The organism is Chryseobacterium sp., assembly GCF_029240215.1.
Lineage (GTDB): Bacteria > Bacteroidota > Bacteroidia > Flavobacteriales > Weeksellaceae > Chryseobacterium.
In genome coordinates this window covers 195,811-215,018 of the sequence record NZ_JARBTK010000004.1, presented here as the reverse complement: position 1 = coordinate 215,018, position 19,208 = coordinate 195,811, and the positions used below count along the sequence as shown (strand labels likewise).

Sequence of the window (19,208 nt, the reverse complement as noted above, 5' to 3'; positions counted from 1 at the left end):
AACTGTTTCTACATAAAATTAAGCACTTTACTGTTTAAGAATTATTATTTGTTTGTTTTTAAATTTTTCAGGTATTTTAAAGACTAATGGTATCCAAATGGCATCAAAGTGGTATGCAGAGAATAGGTGTTTCTAGGTTTTGTATCTTATTATTGTATATAGAATTTATTTTTTAATTTTGAACCAGGGTAAATTCTTAAAAGACATATACATATTACCGAAACACATACACAAATGATTTTAAAATTTAACAAGCTAAAACTAACTTTGTTGGTTAGTTTTTGTTCATTGTTCTTTTTTGCACAGAACTCTGTTACTAAAAAAGAAGAATCTTATGCCGAAACTTCTACTTCTCAAAATAAAAAACTACAAGACCTTGGCTATGCAGAATTAGTGATGTTAGTTCAAAACGATCCTAAGACATTCATTAAAAATGAGAAAGAAATCTACAATAGCAAAAAAAAGACAGACGATAAAATCGATGTTTTACTTCTAGCTTCTGAAGCGTATAGTGCGAAAGAAGATTATAAAAATATGCTGAGAAGATTATTTCAGGCTAAAGAAATCGTTGATTCTGCCGGAAGTGAGCAAAAGAAAATAGGAGTTCGGCTAGTTATAGCTAAACAATATCAAATATTGGGACTTAATGACAGAGCGAAAAAAGAAATTTTGGAGTCTTTGCACCATTTGAACACTACACCTGAAAATAAAAATACGGCAAGACTAAAAGTAAGTTCTTTTCATACTTTGGCAGCTATAGATATGGCAGACAGTACCACTGTAAACAACCAAACAATCACTTATCTAGACAGCGCTTCTTTCTATATCAACAGAGCACCTCACTTTGCGCAAATAGAACGGGAAAAAGTGAGTCTATTTTTTGATAAAGGAGCTGCTTTGATGCTCTTAAAGAAATATGATGAAGCTAAAATAAATTTTTCACAAGCAAAAAAAATAATAGTTCAGTATCCGGAAACCTCCTTCATTTTACCCTATATCAATCTTGGTTTTGGTGCCATTGCTTATGAAGAAAAAGATTATAATACTGCAATACAGTATTTTAATCAAGCAATTGATCAGACTTCAGATGATGAACGGGTTGGTACGGATATTAAAGAATCTGCCTATGAATATCTCACCAAAACATATAAAGCTTTGGGCGATACCAAAAACTATATGCTCTATAATGAAAAATGGCAAAAAATAGCGAAAAAAAAATCAACACAAATACGAAATGGAGTTTTACAGGCTCTCGATGAGGTAGAAAAAGAGCAAAAACAAACCCTTTACAGAAAATATTCTACAACGATCAATTATTTTATTGTCATTGCTTTGGTCATTATATTTGGCTTGGTTTTCTTATAGTTTTTCAGAATGAAGAAAAGCAGAGGCTTAATAAAAGACAGTCAATTGAAAATTTCGGAAATTACCCAGGAAAAACAACAACTGGAAATCAAAGTGAACGATTCTTTTGCAGAAGTATTAGAATTAGCAAAAAATAATGATCCTACTTTTCTGTTGAGATTTCAGGAAGTGTATCCTGAATACTGCAATAATCTTAAGAAAATAATGCCCGATATTTCCCAAAACGAATTGCATTTTTGCGGAATGCTGAAGCTGAAATTATCTACAAAAGATATTGCAATATCAATTTGTAACTCCAAAAGCCATCCAAAACAGAAAAAATAAATTAAGAAAGAGATTAAATCTTGATCCTAAAATTGATTTGTATGAGTATCTGGATAGATTTTAATTGTTTGATTTTTAGTATGTTGTTTTCAAATGGTATCTCAATGGTACCTTGAAAATCCCCGATGGTAGCCTAAAGGTATTCTGTTTTTAGGTCTTTCCTGAGAATTTTGTGTGTTTTGCAGTTCGGAAATAAAACTCCGGATTTCAATACACAGAAATGATAAAAAAATTGCAGTTTCGTTTTTTGCTATTTGCACTCTTCGGTGCCAATGGTTTTTTTGCTGCAAACCATACGGTTTCTCTTTCTACAGAGATTACTCTAAGAGATGATGCGAGAATATGCATCACATCAGATGCTGCTGTTTTTTCAAAAGATTCTATATTTTATTCCCAAATCGTTCAATCTTCCCACAAAGAATTGGGGCAAGTTTATGTTGAAAGAGAAGCAAGTGTTTTTGGTAGAAATAGTTTTTTGTATGCAGATGCAGTATTTTACAGTCAAGACCAAGACCCAAAAAAGCAAATTGTAGCCAAAGCGAAAACGATAAAGCTTCGGAAGAAAGATATTCAAAAAATACCACCGCAAAATATCGCGAAAGGCAATGTTTTTGTTCGGGCGTCTGGTAACGAGAGTTCGAGTTTCGGTTTACAAAATACAAATTGCAGTATTGCAATCAGTTTTTCTTCATCATTTGGTGGTTTTCTCCATCATTTGCAATTATTTTCTTTGGACAAAAGAAAATTTCTCAATCCGTCTATTAAAAGCATTAAATCTATTCATGCTATCAGTTTTCAAAAACTGAGTTTAAAAATTTCACGACCTCCTCCTTTTTTTTCATTTGTGTAAATTATTTTACCCAGCCCCGCAAAAAGAGGAGTGTTTTCATAAGTACATACTGTTGGGTTGGGTTTTCTTAAATCATCAAAGGTAAAAAACAAAAATGCAAATAGCAGGATTACGCGGAAAAAGTAAAGACCAAATACTGGAACTATTCGACAAAATAGAAACTGCATACGATTCTGATGAATGGGTCATTACTGTCAGCAAAAGCTGGTTTGGTCTTGTGACCCAAAAGCTTTGCATACACTTTGACCACGAAGGAAAAGTAGAAGCCTTTTTCGGTTTATAGGAAATAAACCAAGAAATATGAATTAACAATTAAAAAACATTTCAAAATGAAAAAAAATATCATTCTTTTAGGAGCTTTAATAATGAGCTCCTTAGTATACTCCCAAGTGGGTATCAATAATGAAGCACCAAAAGCAACTTTAGACGTTACCGCAAAAACAACAGACGGTACAAAGCCAGAAGGTATCATCGCACCAAGACTTGCCGGAAGCGAGATACAATCTGGAGATGCGCAATATCTTACAGCACAGACAGGAACCATAGTCTATGCAACCAGTGCAAGTCCAGATGCCGGAACGGCAGGCAAAAAAACCATCAATATAGATGGGGCAGGCTACTATTATTTTGATGGTATACTTTGGGTAAAATTTAGCGGAACAGGTGCAGCAGGTCCAAACGACTGGCACATTACAGGTAACTCAGGAACTACACCAATCGCTACAGTACCTACCACCGTCGGTACAACCAACTACGTAGGTACTTCTGATGCCCAAAACTTTGTTGTTGGCGTAAATGGTGTCTCAAGAGGTATTTTTACCCAACAAGGTAGTTTTATTGGCGGTGCTGGAACGATGGATGTCGGGGCACTTCCAGAACATGTCTTAGGTACTGGTATTACACCAACAGGTAGCTTTATTTGGGGTGGAGGGCACAGATTAGCAATAGCCACAGACGGAACTCCAACAGGAAATGCAAACTACGCAACTGTATTAGGTAATAGAAATACTGTACAATCTTCTAATGGGTTTACCACAGGTACGCAAAATACTATTGGTACAAGCTCCGTGTCTTCAATGGTAAGTGGTACTCTAAATAATATCGGCAATTTTTTTCAAACCTCAATTGTATCGGGTCAAAGCAACACTATGACTCATTCTCAAAATGGTGGACGAGGTAATATTGTTGTAGGAACTTTAAACTCATTATCTGGCCTTGCTGCCCCTGTGGGTGCAATAGTGGGTGGTGCTTCCAATACGAGTACAACTACCAGTAATCATTTTTTAATGATGGGTACCTTAAATACCGTAAACGCCAGTAATACCTTGGTAGCAGGTACAGGTAATACCATAACCACCACTATGCCCAATGCCGCAGTAGTAGGAACTTACAATACCCCTGTAGATAATTCATTGTTTACTGTGGGGAATGGGATTGCTGCTACTTCACAAAGCAATGCAATGGTGGTTTTAAACAATGGTAATGTGGGTATTGGTGCTAATAATAATTCCCCTAGTAATACTTTGCACGTAAAAGCCACAGCAGACCCTTTAAAATTAGAAGGTCTCACAGCAGGCGCAGCAGCAGATGATGTATTGGTAGCAACCAGTACGGGTGTGGTAAAAAAAGTACCAGCATCTTCATTTGGAGGTAGTGGTGCTGCAACAGAGCCGTGGTTTGTACAGGGAACAGCCAGCACGCAAGCGACCAGCAATACACAGCATATCTACCAAACAGGCAGGGTTGCCATCAATAAAACCACAACTACCAAACAATTGGATGTTGCAGGTGATTTTAGAACAGAATACGGTACTGGTACTCGTTTTAATGTTATAGATAACAACCCAAGTGCCGGTGGTAATGGGGTAACAATGTTTGAGGGAGATACCAACAGCAGACCTACTGCTACAGAGCTTAATTTTGTAGAGCTATCGCAGCCTTTAGGTTCTAGGTTAGGTAGTAAAAGTGGTGGGGCGTATGGAAACGTACATACCTACGCAGCGTCTTCTGTATTTGGTACTGCAAAGCTAGAGGCAGGAAGTACCAGTGGAGAATATAATCATATAGAAGTTACTTCCAGTAATGCGGGTTCAAATTTTATTAGTATTGTTAGTCAGGCATCTAAAACACCTGGTAATCTAGAATCTACCAATATTAATCTCAAACATCAGAATGGGGTGAATTTTTTCTATACAGATTCAAGTGGTTCTACTCAAACAGGTAATTATACATTTCCTAGAGTTAATGGTTCTGCCAATCAGGTGCTGACAACAGACGGTGCTTCTGGTGCTGCAACGTTATCATGGACTAATGTTGCGCCTGCTGTTTCCAACAACCTTACTGGTTCTGGGAATGCCTATGCGTGTATCAATCCGGCAGGGCAAATCTACAGAAGTGCAACACCTTGTACACCGTAGGAGCAAATACAAAGTCTGAATAGATATTTTTTTGTGTTAGTAACAGTTTGAATTTTAAAGGAATATGTATCGTAATCCTCATCAAACGGTTTGTTACAAAAATGCGGGATAATTCTGTCCCGCATTTGTAATTTTTGAAATATTAAAAAAGAATAATAAAATAAACGAATGGACAGACATATAGAATTTAAGGGAATAATGGTAGAGGAGGACACTCTGGTTAGGAGTTCTACAGGAATGATTGAATTTCTACTTGGCGAGCCAGATTCTAAAAAACCTGATGAGTGGGTCTATGTTTTGGAGCAGTACTGCTTCGGTTTGTTTAAGAAGAAATTGCATTTGTTCTTTTCCAAAGAAGAAGTCACAGATTATTATATCGGAATTTAATTTGACGTTGCTAAGTCCATTTTTGAGGTTCATAAGATCAATTTTGAGATCGAAAACTTCAATTTTGAGGTTGTATAACCTCATTTTTGAGGTTCGTAACATGAAAATTGAGGTCTGGAACTTCATTTTTGGAGTCAAGAACGTCAAAAATGGAGTTTGATAACCTAAAAAATGGACTTAATAACCTCATTTTTTAGGTTTATAATGTCAAACTTTAGATATATAATGTTAAACTTGGAGTATTAAACGTCATTTTTGTGGCTATGAGGCCAAAAATAGAAAATAACAATCACAATATTTTATCTGAAGACCTCATTTATATAAGTAATAGTTATTTTAAGAACAAATCATATTCAAAGCATCATCAACTACGAGCAGCAATTCGGAGAGATCAAAGAAGTTGAGCCTTTCGTATTAGGTGGAAACAACGTACAAGCGTAAGATTTTCTCAAAATATATAAAATAACCCCAGCGCAAGTTGGGGTTATTTTTTTGTGGCGATAAGTAAATTATTAAGAATTGGTAAAAATTATACTTTAATGCAAATAAATGTAATTGAGAATATTTCAATTTTATATCTTTGCTGTTGATATGTCAGATAAAAATATGTTAGATAATCAATTTATTATTAATAAATTCGGATTTTTGGGTACTGATTTCTCAAATGAGATCAGTAAACATGCAATCATCAGCAATATAAAGGCTAAGACTGAAATAACCAGAGAGGGACAAAAAAACAAATTTGTCCCGTTTCTCATCAAAGGTTCTATCAAAGTTTTTTCATTAAATGACGGAAGGGAATTGATCTACTATTATGTAAGAGAAAATGATAGTTGTATGATGACCTTTTCTTCCATTTTTTCTGATTATGTGAGCCGTATTTATGCAGTTGCAGAAGAAGATTCAGAAGTTTTACTTATTCCTGTTTCTGTTATGCATGACTGGTTGATTCGCTTTCCTGCAATTAACAAAGTTTTTTATCAGGAGTATGATAAACGTTTTTCGGATGTTATGAATATGGTGAATGAAGCGGTATTTCATAAACTTGATAAAAGAATTCTAAGCTATATTAAACAGCAGATATTTTTAACAGGTAATCATCCTATTAAACTTACCCATCGTGAAATTGCCACCAATCTCGGAACATCAAGAGAAGTTGTAAGCAGAGTTTTGAAAAAAATCGAAAACGAAGGGGAAATTTTTCAAAGCAAAGAAGGCATAAGAATTCCTGAAAGTAACAATGTTAGTCGTGTCTAATAAAAATGTTTTGTCAATTTTTATAACTTTGATTGATAAAAACAATTCCATCGGTGACTTTTATCACACACTTTTAAAAGCATAACTCTCTAAGTTTGTCATGTAATTTTAATTAAAATCTATATGACAAAAACTCTCTTATTTTTGTCGATATTATCTTCAAGTCTTGCCTTTTCTCAGGAAGATTTGCTGAAGGATATTGACACCCTTAAAACAACAGAAAATAATCCGCCGGCATTCAAGGCACTGCAAGTCGTCACAGGACAATCGACAAAACTGACTGCAAAAAAAGAATGGTACATCGTTGTAGCACACAGATTTGGGGACATTAGCACAGGATTTAAAAATTTTTTCGGACTCGATGATGCTTCTACGAAATTAGGAGTGATCTACGGTGTGACTGACGGATTGTCATTAAGTCTTTCCCGAGAAACCAACATGAAGACTTTTGAGTTTGGAGCAAAATACAAGTTGCTGAAACAAAATGAAAATTTCCCTGTAGAAATTGTAGGATATAATGTGATGGCAGCAAATACAGATTTGGATAAGGACAACTATCCCCATCTTCAGTTTGGCGACCGGCTTTCTTATTTGACGCAGGCTCTTATTTCACGTAGATTCAGCGACAGCTTTTCACTGCAGTTGAGCCCGTCTTACGTTCATAAAAATCTTTATGAGCCAAATATTGAAAATAACAATCAGTTTCTGACGGGACTAGGAGGCAGGTACAAAATCTCCAAAAGAATCTCAATCAATGCAGAATATTTTGTGAATTTTGACAATCACAGTTTCTACAAAAATCCTTTGTCTTTGGGAATGGATATTGAAACGGGAGGTCATGTTTTTCAACTTTTGTTCAGTAATTCTCAGCTCAATTCCGACATCGGTTATCTTACCAATGCAACCGGAAAGTGGGAGAAAGGTCAGATTTTCTTTGGGTTTAATCTTTACAGAGTATTTTAACAATGAAAAAAATAATTTACATATCGGGTCTTATTCTTTTCATTACCTCATGCGAAAGCAGAACCTACGAAGAGATTTCAGACAATACACCGATTACGCAAACTGTACGTTACGAAGCTGATATTAAAACAATTATTAATACTAATTGTATTTCCTGTCATTCTGTGACAGGATCTGCTTCTTTCCAGCCGTTGACAAACTACAATCAGGTGAAGAATAACATAGACAATATTTTAGACAGAATACAAAGACCAAACGGTGATCCCGAGAAAATGCCTCAAGGCGGGTCATTATCGGCAGCTCAGATCAATCTTTTTATCAAATGGAAAGCTGATGGTCTTATCGAAAATTAAAATTTAAAATATGAAAAATTTAATACTAATTATGTTTTCAATCTTATTTGGAAACATGATTTCAGCTCAGAAATACAGTTCCAAAACCGGAAAAGTAAGTTTTGAGGCTTCCGTACCTTTATTTGAGGATGTATCTGCTCAGGATAACAGCAATACTGTGATTCTCAATGCCGATACAGGAGAAATGGCATCGGTTTCGGTAGTGAAAAATTTCCAGTTTACAGTAAAACTGATGCAGGAACACTTTAATGAAAGCTATGCTGAAACGGCAAAATATCCTAAAACGACTTTCAAAGGTAAAATTCAGGGTTTTGATAAGACTAAACTTACTGCCAATCCACAGAAATATACCGTTCAGGGAACATTGAATTTTCATGGAGTTGATAAAGCTGTTTCGTCAACAGCAACAATGTACATGAAAGACGGTAAAATCTTTATGAAGGGTGGTTTTGTGGCAAAACCGGCAGACTTTAAAGTTACTGTTCCAAAAATGGTGATGAAAAAAGTGGCTGAAAACGTAAATGTTGAATACAATTATACACTTGTAAAACAATGAGAAGAATCATTTTATTCACAATATGTTTGCTGAGTTTTTCTTTTATATCTGCTCAGGAAACGGTAAAGTCAGTTTTTGATATTGCAAGATCAGGAACTGTTGCTGAAATGAAAGATGCGATGAAAAAAAATTCTAATGTTATCAATGAGACTAATGAGCAGAAATATTCTCCTCTTATATTAGCCTGTTATCGTGGTAATATGGAAGTCGCTGATTTTCTTATTGATAATGTAAACGATATTAACTACAATTCTCCAATGGGTACTGCACTCATGGCAGTAATATTCAAAGGTGATTTGAAATTAGCTCAAAAATTATTAGACAATAAATCTGATATTAATAAAGCAGATTCTAATGGTACAACCCCTCTTATTTTTGCTACAAAATTAGGAAATGTTGATATGGTAAAACTTCTTATAAAATATAAGGCAGAAAAAAATATAATAGATAAAGAAGGAAAAACGGCTTTTGAATATGCTGTGTTTTCAAAAAATCAAGAACTTATAAACCAACTAAAAAAATAAAATATGAAAAAAATTGTAATTCTTTCACTTTCATTAATCAGTTTTTTGAACTTTGCTCAACAAAAAACTACCGGAGATATTACATTATCTCCCAATAATGGTGTTATGGCAAATTTCACTTTAGACAATACAACTTCTAAAGTAACTCTTTTGCTTAAAGGTCCTTCAGACAGATGGTTTGGATTGGGTATTGGAGTAAATGCTGGTTTCAGTATGTCTTCAGGTGATGCATTAGTTTACTCTGCGGTAACATCCCCAATGCTTACAGACAGGAATTTTACAGGATTGCAACAACCTCCTGTTGATACTGTACAAGACTGGACAATTGTAAGTGACATTGTTGCTGCAGGAGTTAGAACTGTAACTTTAACCAGAAACTTAACGAATTCTGATACGAATGATTTTCAGTTTCCTTACGCAACAACCAATTCAATAAGTATTGCTGGTGTAAGACCTCCAAGCGCAACTACTACAGTTGCTCCACATGGTGGAACCGCTAATGTAGGATATGCTACTGCTTCTTTTACGACTGTATTAGGTGTAGATGAATTGAATGCTTTAGAAAAAAACAAAGTAAAGCTTTACCCGAATCCTGCAAAAGAAACTGTAAGCTTTAAAAATGCTGATAAAATAAAATCTATCGATGTCTACGAATCAACCGGAAGAAAAGTAAAATCTATAAAATTAGAAGGGGAAAGCATCAATATTTCTGATCTGAAATCCGGAAGCTATTATCTGGAAATGACTTTAAATGATGGAACTTTATCTTTTGAAAAATTAATTAAAGAATAATCTGAAAGCCACTGAAAAGTGGCTTTTTTGTTTTTAAAACTTATAAATATTAAGCAAATTGAGATGGCTTTGTACATTGGCGTAGATAAATCTGTTTATTCCAAAATTGTAAAGGAACAAGAAGTTTAGCCGTAGAAGAACTATAAAAGATGGCGCAACTTTTTGATATGAATACTGATCAGATTATTAATCACGATGGCTCTCTATTCCTAAAGGAGTAATTTTGGAAGATAAAACAGAACTCGAACAGATAAGACTCATTCACAGGAAGAAGAGGGCAAGCAAACCATTTTCCGGCTCGTGAAAAAAATGCTTACCACCAAAAAAATTAAAGAGTTCTTTAATAAAATGTTAAACAATAAACCCTCGCATTTTGCGAGGGTTTTATTATCTGCCACACGATGCAATTATGGGAGAGCGAGAGATTTTATACTGTGTTTTAAAAATTATTTAGTAGCTTCTCAATAACTTATATACTCTAGGGAATAGTGTCGGAAAGTATGGAATTGTGTTTTTGTATATCTTTATACAAAATAAGCCGGCTCATAAGAGCTTAAAATTGGTATTTTAAGTCTATAATTTACCGGTTTTCTTTAGTGTTCTTCGGAAATGGCATCTTTTTCCAAGAACATCAAAAGAAGGTCCGAAGAATTCCTAAGAGTTTATATATCTTTAACAGTATAAATTTTTGTCAGATCATTACATAGATTAAATTTGCAAAAAAGGTCAATGAAACTAAGATTAAAGTTTTTATTATTATTCATTTCTTTTACCATATTTGCCCAAAAACAAATCAGTGATACGGCTCAGATTATTACTCCCGATCGATTTAACAGCGAAGAAGCAAAGTCAAAACCTTATGTAATTATGATTTCTACAGACGGTTTCCGTTATGATTATGCTAAAAAATATAATGCAGAAAATCTTTTGAAATTTTCAGACAAAGGAGTTCAGGCAAAAGCAATGATTCCCAGTTATCCGAGTATTACTTTTCCCAACCACTGGAGTCTGATCACCGGATTATATCCTTCTCATCATGGTTTGGTAGATAATTTCTTTTACGACTATAAAATTGGGAAAGCTTATGCAATGAGTAATAAGGAGAATGCTGAAGACGGAAGCTGGTATGGCGGTGTTCCGCTTTGGGCATTGGCTGAAAAACAGGGAATGATAAGTGCTTCTTTGCAATGGGTGGGTTCTGCAAGTGGTGCAGGAGGAAAAAGACCGACCTATTATTATCCTTATCATGAAAAATTCAAACCTGCAGAAAAAGTTGATAAAGTTATCAATTGGCTGAAATTATCTGAAGAAATAAGACCGCACTTTATTGCCATGTATTTTCCTGAAGTGGATAAAGCCGGGCATCATTTCGGTCCTGATTCTGAAGAAGCTGAGAATGCTGTTCAGTTGATTGATGAAGCAATAGGAACTCTGGTTCAGAAAGTGAATGATTTAGGATTAAAAAATGTAAATTATGTGTTTGTATCTGATCACGGAATGATCAAAGTTGATGGTGGAAACCCATTGGAAATCCCTGAAAATCTTTTGAATAAAGACCGTTTTGATTTTTATAATTCTCAGACATTGGTAAGAGTTTACGTTAAAAATTCTGATGAGGTTAAAGGTGTTTTTAAAGAATTAAAAGCAAATAAAACGGATGATTATGAAGTGTATCTTGATAAAAAGCTCTCAAAATATTTACATTACGCCAAAAGAGATGATAAATATAATAGAATAGGGCAGATTTTACTGATTCCGAAAGCTCCGAAAGTTTTTTTAGAAAAAGATCAAACGACTTCTGAAGGGAAGCACGGTTACGATCCGAGGCTGGTTCCTGAAATGAAAGCGACGTTCTACGCTTGGGGACCGGAATTCAAAAATAATCTGATCATTGGCGAATTTGAAAATGTAAATGTTTATCCGATAGTCGCAGAAATTTTAGGATTAAAACCAGAAAACAAGATTGACGGAAAACTGAAAATATTAAAAGGAACGTTAAAAAATAAATAATATTGTAGAACGAATATCTTATTACAGGATAGGGTAAAGCTCTATACATATAAAAAACAGGAAGTTTCGGCGAGCCAAAGGCTCGCCGAAACTTCCTGTTTACAATATTTTAAAATCTTAAAATTTAGACGCAAATTCCTTCGCAAAATCCTCCAGTTTAGTTTCACCTTCGGCTGGCGAACCATATTTGATAAAATCTTTCTGTACAACTCCGTTTCTGATGCCTCTTCCCATTTCTTCATACAGCTTTGCCATTTCTTCGGGAAGTCCTGCTTGAGACATTCCTTCAAAAGTCTGTTTATCCGTAAATTCTACCCATGGCAAATCAGGTTTTCCGATTGCTGCTCCAAATGCTTTAGCAAAATCTCCTGCTTCACGGTTATCGCTTACCACATATCTGATTTTTTGATCTGATGATGTTTTTACCAATTCTTCGGCCGCTGCTTTTGCAATATCTCTCGGGTGAACCAACGGAACTGTAACTTCTGCTGAATAATTAGCTCCAATAATTCCTGCATTTTTAACCAATGGAATATCATTAAAAAAGTTGATATAGAAATATCCTGCTCTCAGGAAAGTAGAAGAAACAGTTTCCAGTCCGCTGTACAAATTTTCTATGTGGTGTAGACCTGCAATCGGACCGTTTTCTACAGGTGAATCTGCGCCAACACTGCTTAACATAACCAATCTTTTCACACCACTGTTCTTAATAGCTTCAGCGTAGTTTTCTCCAATTTTAATGGTGTTCTTTACAATATTACTCTTACTTACCAAAGGCGGAGTCATCAGGAAAACTGAATCTGCACCGCTAAAAGTTTCTTTCAGAAAACCTAAATCTGAAAGAGATCCTATTGCTGCTTTAGCTCCCAAAGATTCAATCTCTGATCTTTTTGATTCGTTGCTGCTGATTATGGTAATGTCATGGCTCTCTGCAATCAATTGTTCTGCTAAAGGCTTTGCGACGTTCCCTAAAGAACCTGTGATGATAATTTTCATAAATAATTTTTATTTTTTTATGTTGTTTGTTTCCGGTAACAAAGTTATATTTGTACTTACTTTTATACAAGTACTTACCCTAAAGTATGTATCATATGACAGCTATTAAAGAAAATTCTACCATTCAGGAGAACAGAAAAAACTTACTCGATCAGTGTCCGGTAATGTATGTAATGGAGAAAATTGCAGGTTTCTGGAAACCCGTTATTTTATTTCAGCTTTCAACAGGAGAGAAAAGATACAGTGAACTGAAAAGAGCAATCCCGACCGTCACAGAGAAAATGTTGATTCAGCATTTAAAGCAGTTGGAAAGTGACGGGTTGATCATCAGAACTGCAAAACCAGTTGTTCCGCCTCATGTAACTTACAAGTTGAGCGATGCAGGAAATAATTTAGCTCCCGTAATTGATGCAATGGTCGATTGGGCACATCGGGACATGCAACAGAAATATCAGTAATTTTTTAAAGATAAATTTTCTTAAAAATGGAAAAGTGTAGCAGAACAAAATAAAATCTATTTCTGAAAATGAAATTACAGGATACTACAGCAACATATCTTTTTAAAACTTCTTTCGGGAAAATTTTAGGCATTATAGAAAACGGAATCATTAAAGCGAAAAATATTCGTTATGCGCATTCCGAAAGATTTAAAAAACCAATTCCTGTACAGCCTTCTCTTTCTGAAATTCTTTTTCCTGAAAAAACACCGGTGTGTCCGCAGAACATCAGTCCGCTTCTTGAAAAAATGATTGGCAAAATTAATCTGGATGATTTTGAAGTAGATGAATCACCACAGTTTATCTCTATATTCAGGCCGGAAAAAATAAGCGAAAATGAAAAATTAGCTGTCGTAGTCTGGATTCACGGTGGCTCTTACGAATTGGGTTGCGGAGATTTGTCAACTGCAGATCCTACTGACTGGGTAAAAGAACAAAACATCATCGTAGTTTCTGTGTCTTACCGTTTGGGAATTTTCGGATTTTTGGGCGGAAGTGAAGGAAGACCTGCAAATCTTGGATTGTTCGACATCATAGAAGCATTAAAATGGATCAAAACATACATTCCTGATTTTGGAGGAAATTCTGAAAACATTACTTTGTTCGGACAATCTTCCGGTGGTGATGCCATCGCTCATCTTATGATTTCCGATGGAGCAGAAGGTTTATTTAATAGGGTAATTATTCACAGCGCACCTTTAGGTTTAAGACTAAACCGTCAAAAAATGTACTCCGAATTTTTAAAGAAAACAGGAACCTTAACTGCTGAATCTGATACTTTTGAAATCGTTAAAAATTATAAAAATCATCTTCCTTCCTTTTTTAAATATGGGTTAAAAGCTGCAATGCCTTTCGGAACTCAATACGGTCTTCCACCGTTGTGCAATGAAGGCGAAGCGGAAGAAAAATGGAGAAAAAGTGCTGCGAAATACGATGTTTTAATCGGTATTAATGACGAAGAAACGGCTTTTTATCTCAGAGTTTCTGATAAGATGAATCAATATCTCCCAAAAAAAATCATCAATAAAGCTATCCGTTCTACAACAGAAATTATTTACGGAAAACCCGCAAAAGACTTTGCTGATAAGTATGCCGAAGCAGGAGGGAATATCTGGCTGTTTCGGATTCATTCTAAAATTGACGGACATTATTTCGGTTCGGCTCACGCATTTGATCTTCCTTTGATTTTTGGGAATGAATCTGCATGGAAATCCTCTGGTCTTCTGAAAAATGTTCCGTGGAAATATATTGATGAAAACGGAAAAAAACTGCGCTCACTTTGGGCAGAGTTTGCCCGAAACGGAGAAATTTGCGAATCATCGGAAAGACCTGAAATTTTGGAACTCCGAAAGATTTAGTTTGATGATTAAACGCAATAGCATGAATGTGTTCTATTAAATAAAGTTTGTCATTCCGTAAGAATCTAGGCTTATTTTCAGAGATCATATCACTAAATAATTGCTGAGATTCCTCCGGAATGACAAATACTGTAAAAATATTTTGTATATACTATTCAGGAATCCAAACACTTACATTACCAGCCGGAACAGGGAAATCTGCCCAGCCATCTTCTCTTATAATTATCTTTTCTTCAGATCTTCCTAAAACATCGTAAAAAGTTTTACCAATATATTTCTCATCCATTTCCATAGGTTTTTCGTAAGCGTCTTTATTGCTTAATACAACAGCGCAACCTTGATGTTCATCATCTCCTTCACGGGTCCAACCGAGACAATTGGCATCTTCAAAATAATCTTTTTGCACACCATAAGCATTTTCTTTTCTTGCTTTTAAAAGTTCTTCGATACCGTCTACTTTGTCTAAAAATATTTCCTGCTCGTTGCCTTCCCGATCATTGTCTTTGTAATGAGCACCAAATAAATCAGGATAAAAAACACAAGGGTAACCTTTTTCTCTCAGTAAAATCAAAGCATAGGCAAGAGGTTTAAACCAATATTCAACAGGCGCTTCCAGATCCTGTAAAGGCTGAGTATCGTGGTTGTCGACAAGACTTACAGAATGTTCGGGATCGGCGTCCGTTAATGTCATATCGAATATTCTCCTCAAATCGTAAGCATCACCTTCTTTTGAAGCAGTATGAAGATTATTTTGTAATGAGCTGTCAAATAAACTCATGCAGCCTTCAGTTGCTTCAATATATTTCTGTAGCAAATTTAATTGCCCGGGAGCCCAATATTCTCCGACTGCAAAAATGTTCTTCCCTGAATTGGATCGTAAAAGAGTCAGCCATTCTTTATAAAAATCAAATGAAATATGCTTTAAAGCGTCTAACCGTACACCGTCAAAATTGGTTTCATCAAAATACCATTTTGCCCAGTTGTTGAGTTCTTCTCGTACGTGTGGATTTCTGTGTTCGACATCATTGAACATGAGGTAATCGTAATTTCCTTTTTCATCGTCGATCATTTCTTCCCAGTCATTTCCGTATTCAGATTGAATTTTGTAGATGTGAGATTCTTTTCCTTCGGCATAATCTACACCGCTGAAACACGTAAAATTCCATTCAAAATCTGAATATTTTTTTCCTCTTCCGGGAAAAGTAAATTTTGTGTAAGATTGAATATCGGTGAATTCTGAGATGATTTTCTCACGGTTGTTTTCATCTACTTTTGCCGCTTTGAACGTTTCAAGCTCATCACCGCCGGCTTTGTGTCCCAAAACTACATCTACTATTACTTCGATATTTTGTTTTTGTAAAGCTTTGATGGCACTTTTGTACTCTTCTTTAGTTCCGTATTTTGTGGGAATGCTGTTTTTCTGGTCAAATTCTCCTAAATCGTAAATGTCATAAGCATCATATCCGATCGAGGTAGCTCCGTCTGTTCCTTTGTAAGCCGGCGGAAACCAAACCGATGTTATTCCTAATTCTGATAAATATTTTGCCTGTTTTTCGGCTTCTTTCCATAGTTTTCCTTTTCCTTCGGTGTACCAGTGGAAATACTGAATCATTGTCTGGTTCATAGTTTATTGATTTAGTGTATACAATTTAATGAAAAATCGGCAAAGAATCATTCAAATTCCTGAAACGGAATTTTTAGTTGAACTGATACCTGCTTTTTTTCTTCTGTGTTGAGATGAGAAAGGGATAATCCCAATAATCGTACCGCTTTATCAAAAGGACGGAGTTCCCAGAGTTTTTTTGAAGCCCTGAAAAACTCTTCCGGTGAAGCAAAATACTCTTCTTTTGTGCTGCTCCGTGTATATAGTGAAAAATCTTTGTATTTGATTTTTAAAGTTAAAGATCTTCCTAAAATGTTGTTTTTTTGAAGACGCTGATGAAGTTCTTCGCTCAGACTGCTCAGTTTCTCGTCAATCTGTTGCTCATCAGAAAGATCTTCAAAAAAAGTTCTTTCTACGGCAACACTTTTCTGAATTCTGTGAGGCTTCACTTCAGAATTGTGGATTCCACGAACGACATTGTAATAATATCCTCCTGATTTTCCGAATAATCGGGTAAGGTCTTCCAGGGTTCTTTTCTTTAAATCTTTTCCTTTGAAAATTCCAAAAGTGAACATCTTGTTTGCGGTCACTTTTCCGACTCCGTAGAATTTTTCGACAGGAAGTTCTTCCAGAAACTTTTCCATTTTATCGGGGTGAATGGTTTTTTGTCCGTTAGGTTTATTGATGTCAGAAGCGACTTTAGCCAAAAATTTATTGACGGCAATTCCCGCAGAAGCCGTTAAACCTGTCTGTTCAAAAATTTTCTGACGAATTTCTTTGGCAATCTGATTGGCAGATTCTATTCCCTTTTTATTTTCCGTGACATCAAGATAAGCTTCGTCTAAAGAAAGCGGTTCCACGAGATCGGTATATTCATAAAATATTTCCCTGATCTTTCTTGAAATTTCTTTGTAGCGCGCAAATCGAGGAGGAACGAAAATAAGATGCGGACATTTTTCCCGTGCAGTTTTACTAGGCATTGCAGAACGTACTCCGAACTTTCTGGCTTCATAACTTGCCGCTGAAACCACACCACGATGTCCGCCACCAACTGCGATTGCTTTTCCTTTCAGCTCGGGATTGTCATGCTGTTCTACGGAAGCATAAAATGCGTCCATATCTACATGAATTATTTTGCGAACCGGAAAAGAAGAATCCATATCACAAAGATATGGATTCATTTATTTCTGTTTAAAGTTTAATATTTATGCTGTATAGTTTTCTTAATCTCCTTACTTTAAAAGTTTGTCAATCGTTGCCTGAATTTCAGGATCTTCCGGAGTAATGGCGTAATATTTTGCGATTCCAGATTTTTGATCGATCACTATATATCTTGGAATCCAGTTGAGCTCGATGTAATCGTTGAAATCGTTTTTCCAGCCTGTTGAAAACCAATAATTTTCTTTTTCTTTCATATTAAATTTCTCAAGACTTCTCTCGAAGCCTTCTTTTGAACGGTCAAGGGAAAAGAAAACAAAATCTATATTGGGATTATTTTTTTCAAGTTCAATAGCTTTTGGAAATGCCTTCAGACAATCTCTGCACCATCCCGCCCAAAAATCAATTACAACTACTTTACCTTTGTGCTGATTCAGGATTTCCTGAATGGTAATGGTTTTTCCTTCTTCATTTTCTAATTTCTGTTTAAGTGCTTCTTTTGAAAACTGAGTTTTTGAAACTTCAGGAACCTGTTGTGAACATCCTAAAGTAAAAATACTTAACATCAAAAAAGTCAACATATGTTTCATATCCAAATTTTTTACAAATCTAAACAATGGAACGTGATTTTAGGTTGAAATTATATGAATTAGGATAAATTTATCATATTGAAAAATTCTATTCGTTAGTATTTAAAAGAAAAAATCCGCAATGATGCTGCGGATTCTGTTTTATTTTTTGTTGACGTAATCTAAAATAATCTGATTAAATTCTTCTTTTTTATCGATGATTACATTAATTGGCCAATAATAAACCAGTTCTCTCAAGTAATCAAAGGTTTTTAAACGAACATAATCTTTCTCAGTGGTTAAGATCAGTTTGTATTCACCTAATTTTTTGTATTCTGCAACGATATTTTTAATATCCGCATCTGAAAAGTTATGATGATCTCTGAATTTCAAGTGCTTTACCTTTTGAGAAAACTTAGCCAGGTGATCCAATAAAGGTTTAGGATTGGCAATTCCTGTAATCAGAAGAATGTCATAATAATTCAGATTATTATCCGGAAGCATTTTTTCTCTTGCATATACATTTTCATCGTATCCAATAGAAGAGAAAAACACTTTTTGTTTATAAGAAGGTTTAATTCTCGAAATGTAATATTGCTTGGTTTCTTCAGTCAGTTCATCCGGACATTTACTGACCATAATAATATCGGCACGACCTGCTCCCGCTCTGGATTCTCTCAAATCACCCGCCGGAAGAAGATGATCTTTAAAATAAGGATCATTAAAATCAGTCATCAAAATATTAAATCCTGCTTTTATAGCCCTGTGCTGCATCGCATCATCCAAAACCAAAACATCAAGATCCATATCATCAATTACTTTTTTGGCTCCGGGAACTCTCTCTTCGGAAACTGCAATGACAAAACGGTTTTTGAAACGCTCAAACAACTGCATTGCCTCATCGCCTACAGTTTTGTAATTGCTGTCGTAGTTGGTAACGTCATAACCTTTCGTCAGTCTTCCGTAACCGCGGGAAAGTACACCCGTTCTGTAGTATTTTGACAGGAAAGTTGCCAGATACATGACCATTGGTGATTTTCCGCTTCCGCCCACAGAAAGATTGCCGACGTTAATAATCGGAGTTTTGAATTTTGTAGATTTTAAAATTCCCAGATCATACATACTGTTCCGGATGCCCGTAACCATGTGATAACCTAAAGAAAAAGGATAGAGATACCATCTTTTCATACGTTTGCAAAAATAGCAATTTTCATGTGTATTTTCCTGCA

At 35.3% G+C, this 19,208-nt stretch carries 20 protein-coding genes and 1 pseudogene; 16 read left to right on the top strand and 5 right to left on the bottom strand.

Annotated elements, in window-relative coordinates:
* Positions 1 to 234: 234 nt before the first annotated feature.
* From K0R77_RS10610 to K0R77_RS10550, 14 genes and pseudogenes are all read left to right on the top strand, one after another.
* The gene (locus tag K0R77_RS10610) at positions 235 to 1,365 is read left to right on the top strand and encodes a lipopolysaccharide assembly protein LapB (protein WP_300352070.1); all 1,131 of its coding nucleotides are present in this window, start codon (positions 235 to 237) and stop codon (positions 1,363 to 1,365) included.
* A 9-nt stretch (positions 1,366 to 1,374) separates the two neighbouring features.
* Positions 1,375 to 1,689, top strand: a complete 315-nt coding sequence (locus K0R77_RS10605) for a hypothetical protein (RefSeq protein ID WP_300352069.1) — start codon at positions 1,375 to 1,377, stop codon at positions 1,687 to 1,689.
* A 220-nt stretch (positions 1,690 to 1,909) separates the two neighbouring features.
* The gene (locus K0R77_RS10600) at positions 1,910 to 2,539 is read left to right on the top strand and encodes a hypothetical protein (protein ID WP_300352067.1); all 630 of its coding nucleotides are present in this window, start codon (positions 1,910 to 1,912) and stop codon (positions 2,537 to 2,539) included.
* A gap of 94 nt (positions 2,540 to 2,633) precedes the next feature.
* On the top strand, positions 2,634 to 2,822 hold the full coding sequence (locus K0R77_RS10595; RefSeq protein ID WP_300352066.1) for a hypothetical protein: 189 nt from the start codon (positions 2,634 to 2,636) through the stop codon (positions 2,820 to 2,822).
* Positions 2,823 to 2,868: 46 nt separating this feature from the next.
* The gene (locus tag K0R77_RS10590; RefSeq protein WP_300352064.1) at positions 2,869 to 4,956 is read left to right on the top strand and encodes a hypothetical protein; all 2,088 of its coding nucleotides are present in this window, start codon (positions 2,869 to 2,871) and stop codon (positions 4,954 to 4,956) included.
* A gap of 168 nt (positions 4,957 to 5,124) precedes the next feature.
* Positions 5,125 to 5,343 (top strand): hypothetical protein, encoded by a 219-nt coding sequence (locus K0R77_RS10585; RefSeq protein WP_300352063.1) that lies wholly within the window; start codon positions 5,125 to 5,127, stop codon positions 5,341 to 5,343.
* A 354-nt stretch (positions 5,344 to 5,697) separates the two neighbouring features.
* Positions 5,698 to 5,784: pseudogene (locus K0R77_RS17180) on the top strand (DUF3467 domain-containing protein); the annotation flags it as partial.
* Positions 5,785 to 5,949: 165 nt separating this feature from the next.
* Positions 5,950 to 6,600: a Crp/Fnr family transcriptional regulator gene (locus K0R77_RS10580; protein WP_300352061.1), complete on the top strand. Its 651-nt coding sequence runs from the start codon at positions 5,950 to 5,952 to the stop codon at positions 6,598 to 6,600.
* A 123-nt stretch (positions 6,601 to 6,723) separates the two neighbouring features.
* Positions 6,724 to 7,563, top strand: coding sequence for a DUF5777 family beta-barrel protein (locus K0R77_RS10575; RefSeq protein WP_300352059.1), 840 nt, complete (start codon positions 6,724 to 6,726; stop codon positions 7,561 to 7,563).
* A 2-nt stretch (positions 7,564 to 7,565) separates the two neighbouring features.
* The gene (locus tag K0R77_RS10570) at positions 7,566 to 7,916 is read left to right on the top strand and encodes a hypothetical protein (RefSeq protein WP_300352057.1); all 351 of its coding nucleotides are present in this window, start codon (positions 7,566 to 7,568) and stop codon (positions 7,914 to 7,916) included.
* A gap of 10 nt (positions 7,917 to 7,926) precedes the next feature.
* On the top strand, positions 7,927 to 8,472 hold the full coding sequence (locus K0R77_RS10565) for a YceI family protein (RefSeq protein ID WP_300352056.1): 546 nt from the start codon (positions 7,927 to 7,929) through the stop codon (positions 8,470 to 8,472).
* Complete coding sequence (locus tag K0R77_RS10560) at positions 8,469 to 8,996, top strand: ankyrin repeat domain-containing protein (protein ID WP_300352054.1); 528 nt, start codon at positions 8,469 to 8,471, stop codon at positions 8,994 to 8,996. Before K0R77_RS10565 ends, K0R77_RS10560 begins: the two co-directional genes overlap by 4 nt.
* 3 nt (positions 8,997 to 8,999) lie before the next feature.
* Positions 9,000 to 9,788, top strand: a complete 789-nt coding sequence (locus tag K0R77_RS10555; protein ID WP_300352052.1) for a T9SS type A sorting domain-containing protein — start codon at positions 9,000 to 9,002, stop codon at positions 9,786 to 9,788.
* A 729-nt stretch (positions 9,789 to 10,517) separates the two neighbouring features.
* A complete protein-coding gene (locus tag K0R77_RS10550) occupies positions 10,518 to 11,798 on the top strand; it encodes an ectonucleotide pyrophosphatase/phosphodiesterase (protein WP_300352050.1) in 1,281 nt (426 codons plus the stop codon).
* Between the two features lie 117 nt (positions 11,799 to 11,915).
* Here the strand turns inward: K0R77_RS10550 and K0R77_RS10545 are convergent, their stop codons facing one another.
* Positions 11,916 to 12,794, bottom strand: a complete 879-nt coding sequence (locus K0R77_RS10545) for an NAD(P)H-binding protein (RefSeq protein WP_300352049.1) — start codon at positions 12,792 to 12,794, stop codon at positions 11,916 to 11,918.
* A gap of 95 nt (positions 12,795 to 12,889) precedes the next feature.
* Here K0R77_RS10545 and K0R77_RS10540 point away from each other — a divergent pair, with 95 nt between their 5' ends.
* Together K0R77_RS10540 and K0R77_RS10535 are read left to right on the top strand one after the other, a co-directional pair.
* The gene (locus K0R77_RS10540; protein WP_300352047.1) at positions 12,890 to 13,252 is read left to right on the top strand and encodes a helix-turn-helix domain-containing protein; all 363 of its coding nucleotides are present in this window, start codon (positions 12,890 to 12,892) and stop codon (positions 13,250 to 13,252) included.
* Positions 13,253 to 13,320: 68 nt separating this feature from the next.
* The gene (locus tag K0R77_RS10535; protein ID WP_300352045.1) at positions 13,321 to 14,649 is read left to right on the top strand and encodes a carboxylesterase family protein; all 1,329 of its coding nucleotides are present in this window, start codon (positions 13,321 to 13,323) and stop codon (positions 14,647 to 14,649) included.
* A 151-nt stretch (positions 14,650 to 14,800) separates the two neighbouring features.
* On the opposite strand, the gene K0R77_RS10530 is transcribed toward K0R77_RS10535, so the two are convergent.
* The 4 genes from K0R77_RS10530 to lpxK all read right to left on the bottom strand — a co-directional run bounded on the left by K0R77_RS10530 (position 14,801) and on the right by lpxK (position 19,167).
* Entirely contained in the window at positions 14,801 to 16,273 is a 1,473-nt protein-coding gene (locus K0R77_RS10530; protein ID WP_300352044.1) for an alpha-amylase, read from the bottom strand.
* A 47-nt stretch (positions 16,274 to 16,320) separates the two neighbouring features.
* On the bottom strand, positions 16,321 to 17,412 hold the full coding sequence (gene dinB, locus K0R77_RS10525; protein WP_300352410.1) for a DNA polymerase IV: 1,092 nt from the start codon (positions 17,410 to 17,412) through the stop codon (positions 16,321 to 16,323).
* Positions 17,413 to 17,484: 72 nt separating this feature from the next.
* Positions 17,485 to 18,000, bottom strand: coding sequence for a thioredoxin family protein (locus K0R77_RS10520; protein ID WP_300352042.1), 516 nt, complete (start codon positions 17,998 to 18,000; stop codon positions 17,485 to 17,487).
* A 141-nt stretch (positions 18,001 to 18,141) separates the two neighbouring features.
* Positions 18,142 to 19,167 carry a tetraacyldisaccharide 4'-kinase gene (lpxK, locus tag K0R77_RS10515; protein WP_300352040.1) on the bottom strand — a complete coding sequence of 342 codons (1,026 nt, stop codon included), beginning with the start codon at positions 19,165 to 19,167 and terminating at the stop codon, positions 18,142 to 18,144.
* Positions 19,168 to 19,208 lie beyond the last annotated feature (41 nt).

Bases quoted from the DNA above. Each gene is read 5' to 3' on its own strand.
- K0R77_RS10535 (WP_300352045.1), top strand. From the start codon at position 13,321: ATGAAATTACAGGATACTACAGCAACATATCTTTTTAAAACTTCTTTC.
- K0R77_RS10575 (WP_300352059.1), top strand. From the start codon at position 6,724: ATGACAAAAACTCTCTTATTTTTGTCGATATTATCTTCAAGTCTTGCC.
- K0R77_RS10520 (WP_300352042.1), bottom strand. From the start codon at position 18,000: ATGAAACATATGTTGACTTTTTTGATGTTAAGTATTTTTACTTTAGGA.
- K0R77_RS10605 (WP_300352069.1), top strand. From the start codon at position 1,375: ATGAAGAAAAGCAGAGGCTTAATAAAAGACAGTCAATTGAAAATTTCG.
- K0R77_RS10560 (WP_300352054.1), top strand. From the start codon at position 8,469: ATGAGAAGAATCATTTTATTCACAATATGTTTGCTGAGTTTTTCTTTT.
- K0R77_RS10610 (WP_300352070.1), top strand. From the start codon at position 235: ATGATTTTAAAATTTAACAAGCTAAAACTAACTTTGTTGGTTAGTTTT.
- K0R77_RS10585 (WP_300352063.1), top strand. From the start codon at position 5,125: ATGGACAGACATATAGAATTTAAGGGAATAATGGTAGAGGAGGACACT.
- K0R77_RS10545 (WP_300352049.1), bottom strand. From the start codon at position 12,794: ATGAAAATTATCATCACAGGTTCTTTAGGGAACGTCGCAAAGCCTTTA.
- K0R77_RS10590 (WP_300352064.1), top strand. From the start codon at position 2,869: ATGAAAAAAAATATCATTCTTTTAGGAGCTTTAATAATGAGCTCCTTA.
- lpxK (WP_300352040.1), bottom strand. From the start codon at position 19,167: ATGAAAAGATGGTATCTCTATCCTTTTTCTTTAGGTTATCACATGGTT.
- K0R77_RS10565 (WP_300352056.1), top strand. From the start codon at position 7,927: ATGAAAAATTTAATACTAATTATGTTTTCAATCTTATTTGGAAACATG.
- K0R77_RS10600 (WP_300352067.1), top strand. From the start codon at position 1,910: ATGATAAAAAAATTGCAGTTTCGTTTTTTGCTATTTGCACTCTTCGGT.
- K0R77_RS10570 (WP_300352057.1), top strand. From the start codon at position 7,566: ATGAAAAAAATAATTTACATATCGGGTCTTATTCTTTTCATTACCTCA.
- dinB (WP_300352410.1), bottom strand. From the start codon at position 17,412: ATGGATTCTTCTTTTCCGGTTCGCAAAATAATTCATGTAGATATGGAC.
- K0R77_RS10550 (WP_300352050.1), top strand. From the start codon at position 10,518: ATGAAACTAAGATTAAAGTTTTTATTATTATTCATTTCTTTTACCATA.
- K0R77_RS10595 (WP_300352066.1), top strand. From the start codon at position 2,634: ATGCAAATAGCAGGATTACGCGGAAAAAGTAAAGACCAAATACTGGAA.
- K0R77_RS10530 (WP_300352044.1), bottom strand. From the start codon at position 16,273: ATGAACCAGACAATGATTCAGTATTTCCACTGGTACACCGAAGGAAAA.
- K0R77_RS10540 (WP_300352047.1), top strand. From the start codon at position 12,890: ATGACAGCTATTAAAGAAAATTCTACCATTCAGGAGAACAGAAAAAAC.
- K0R77_RS10580 (WP_300352061.1), top strand. From the start codon at position 5,950: ATGTTAGATAATCAATTTATTATTAATAAATTCGGATTTTTGGGTACT.
- K0R77_RS10555 (WP_300352052.1), top strand. From the start codon at position 9,000: ATGAAAAAAATTGTAATTCTTTCACTTTCATTAATCAGTTTTTTGAAC.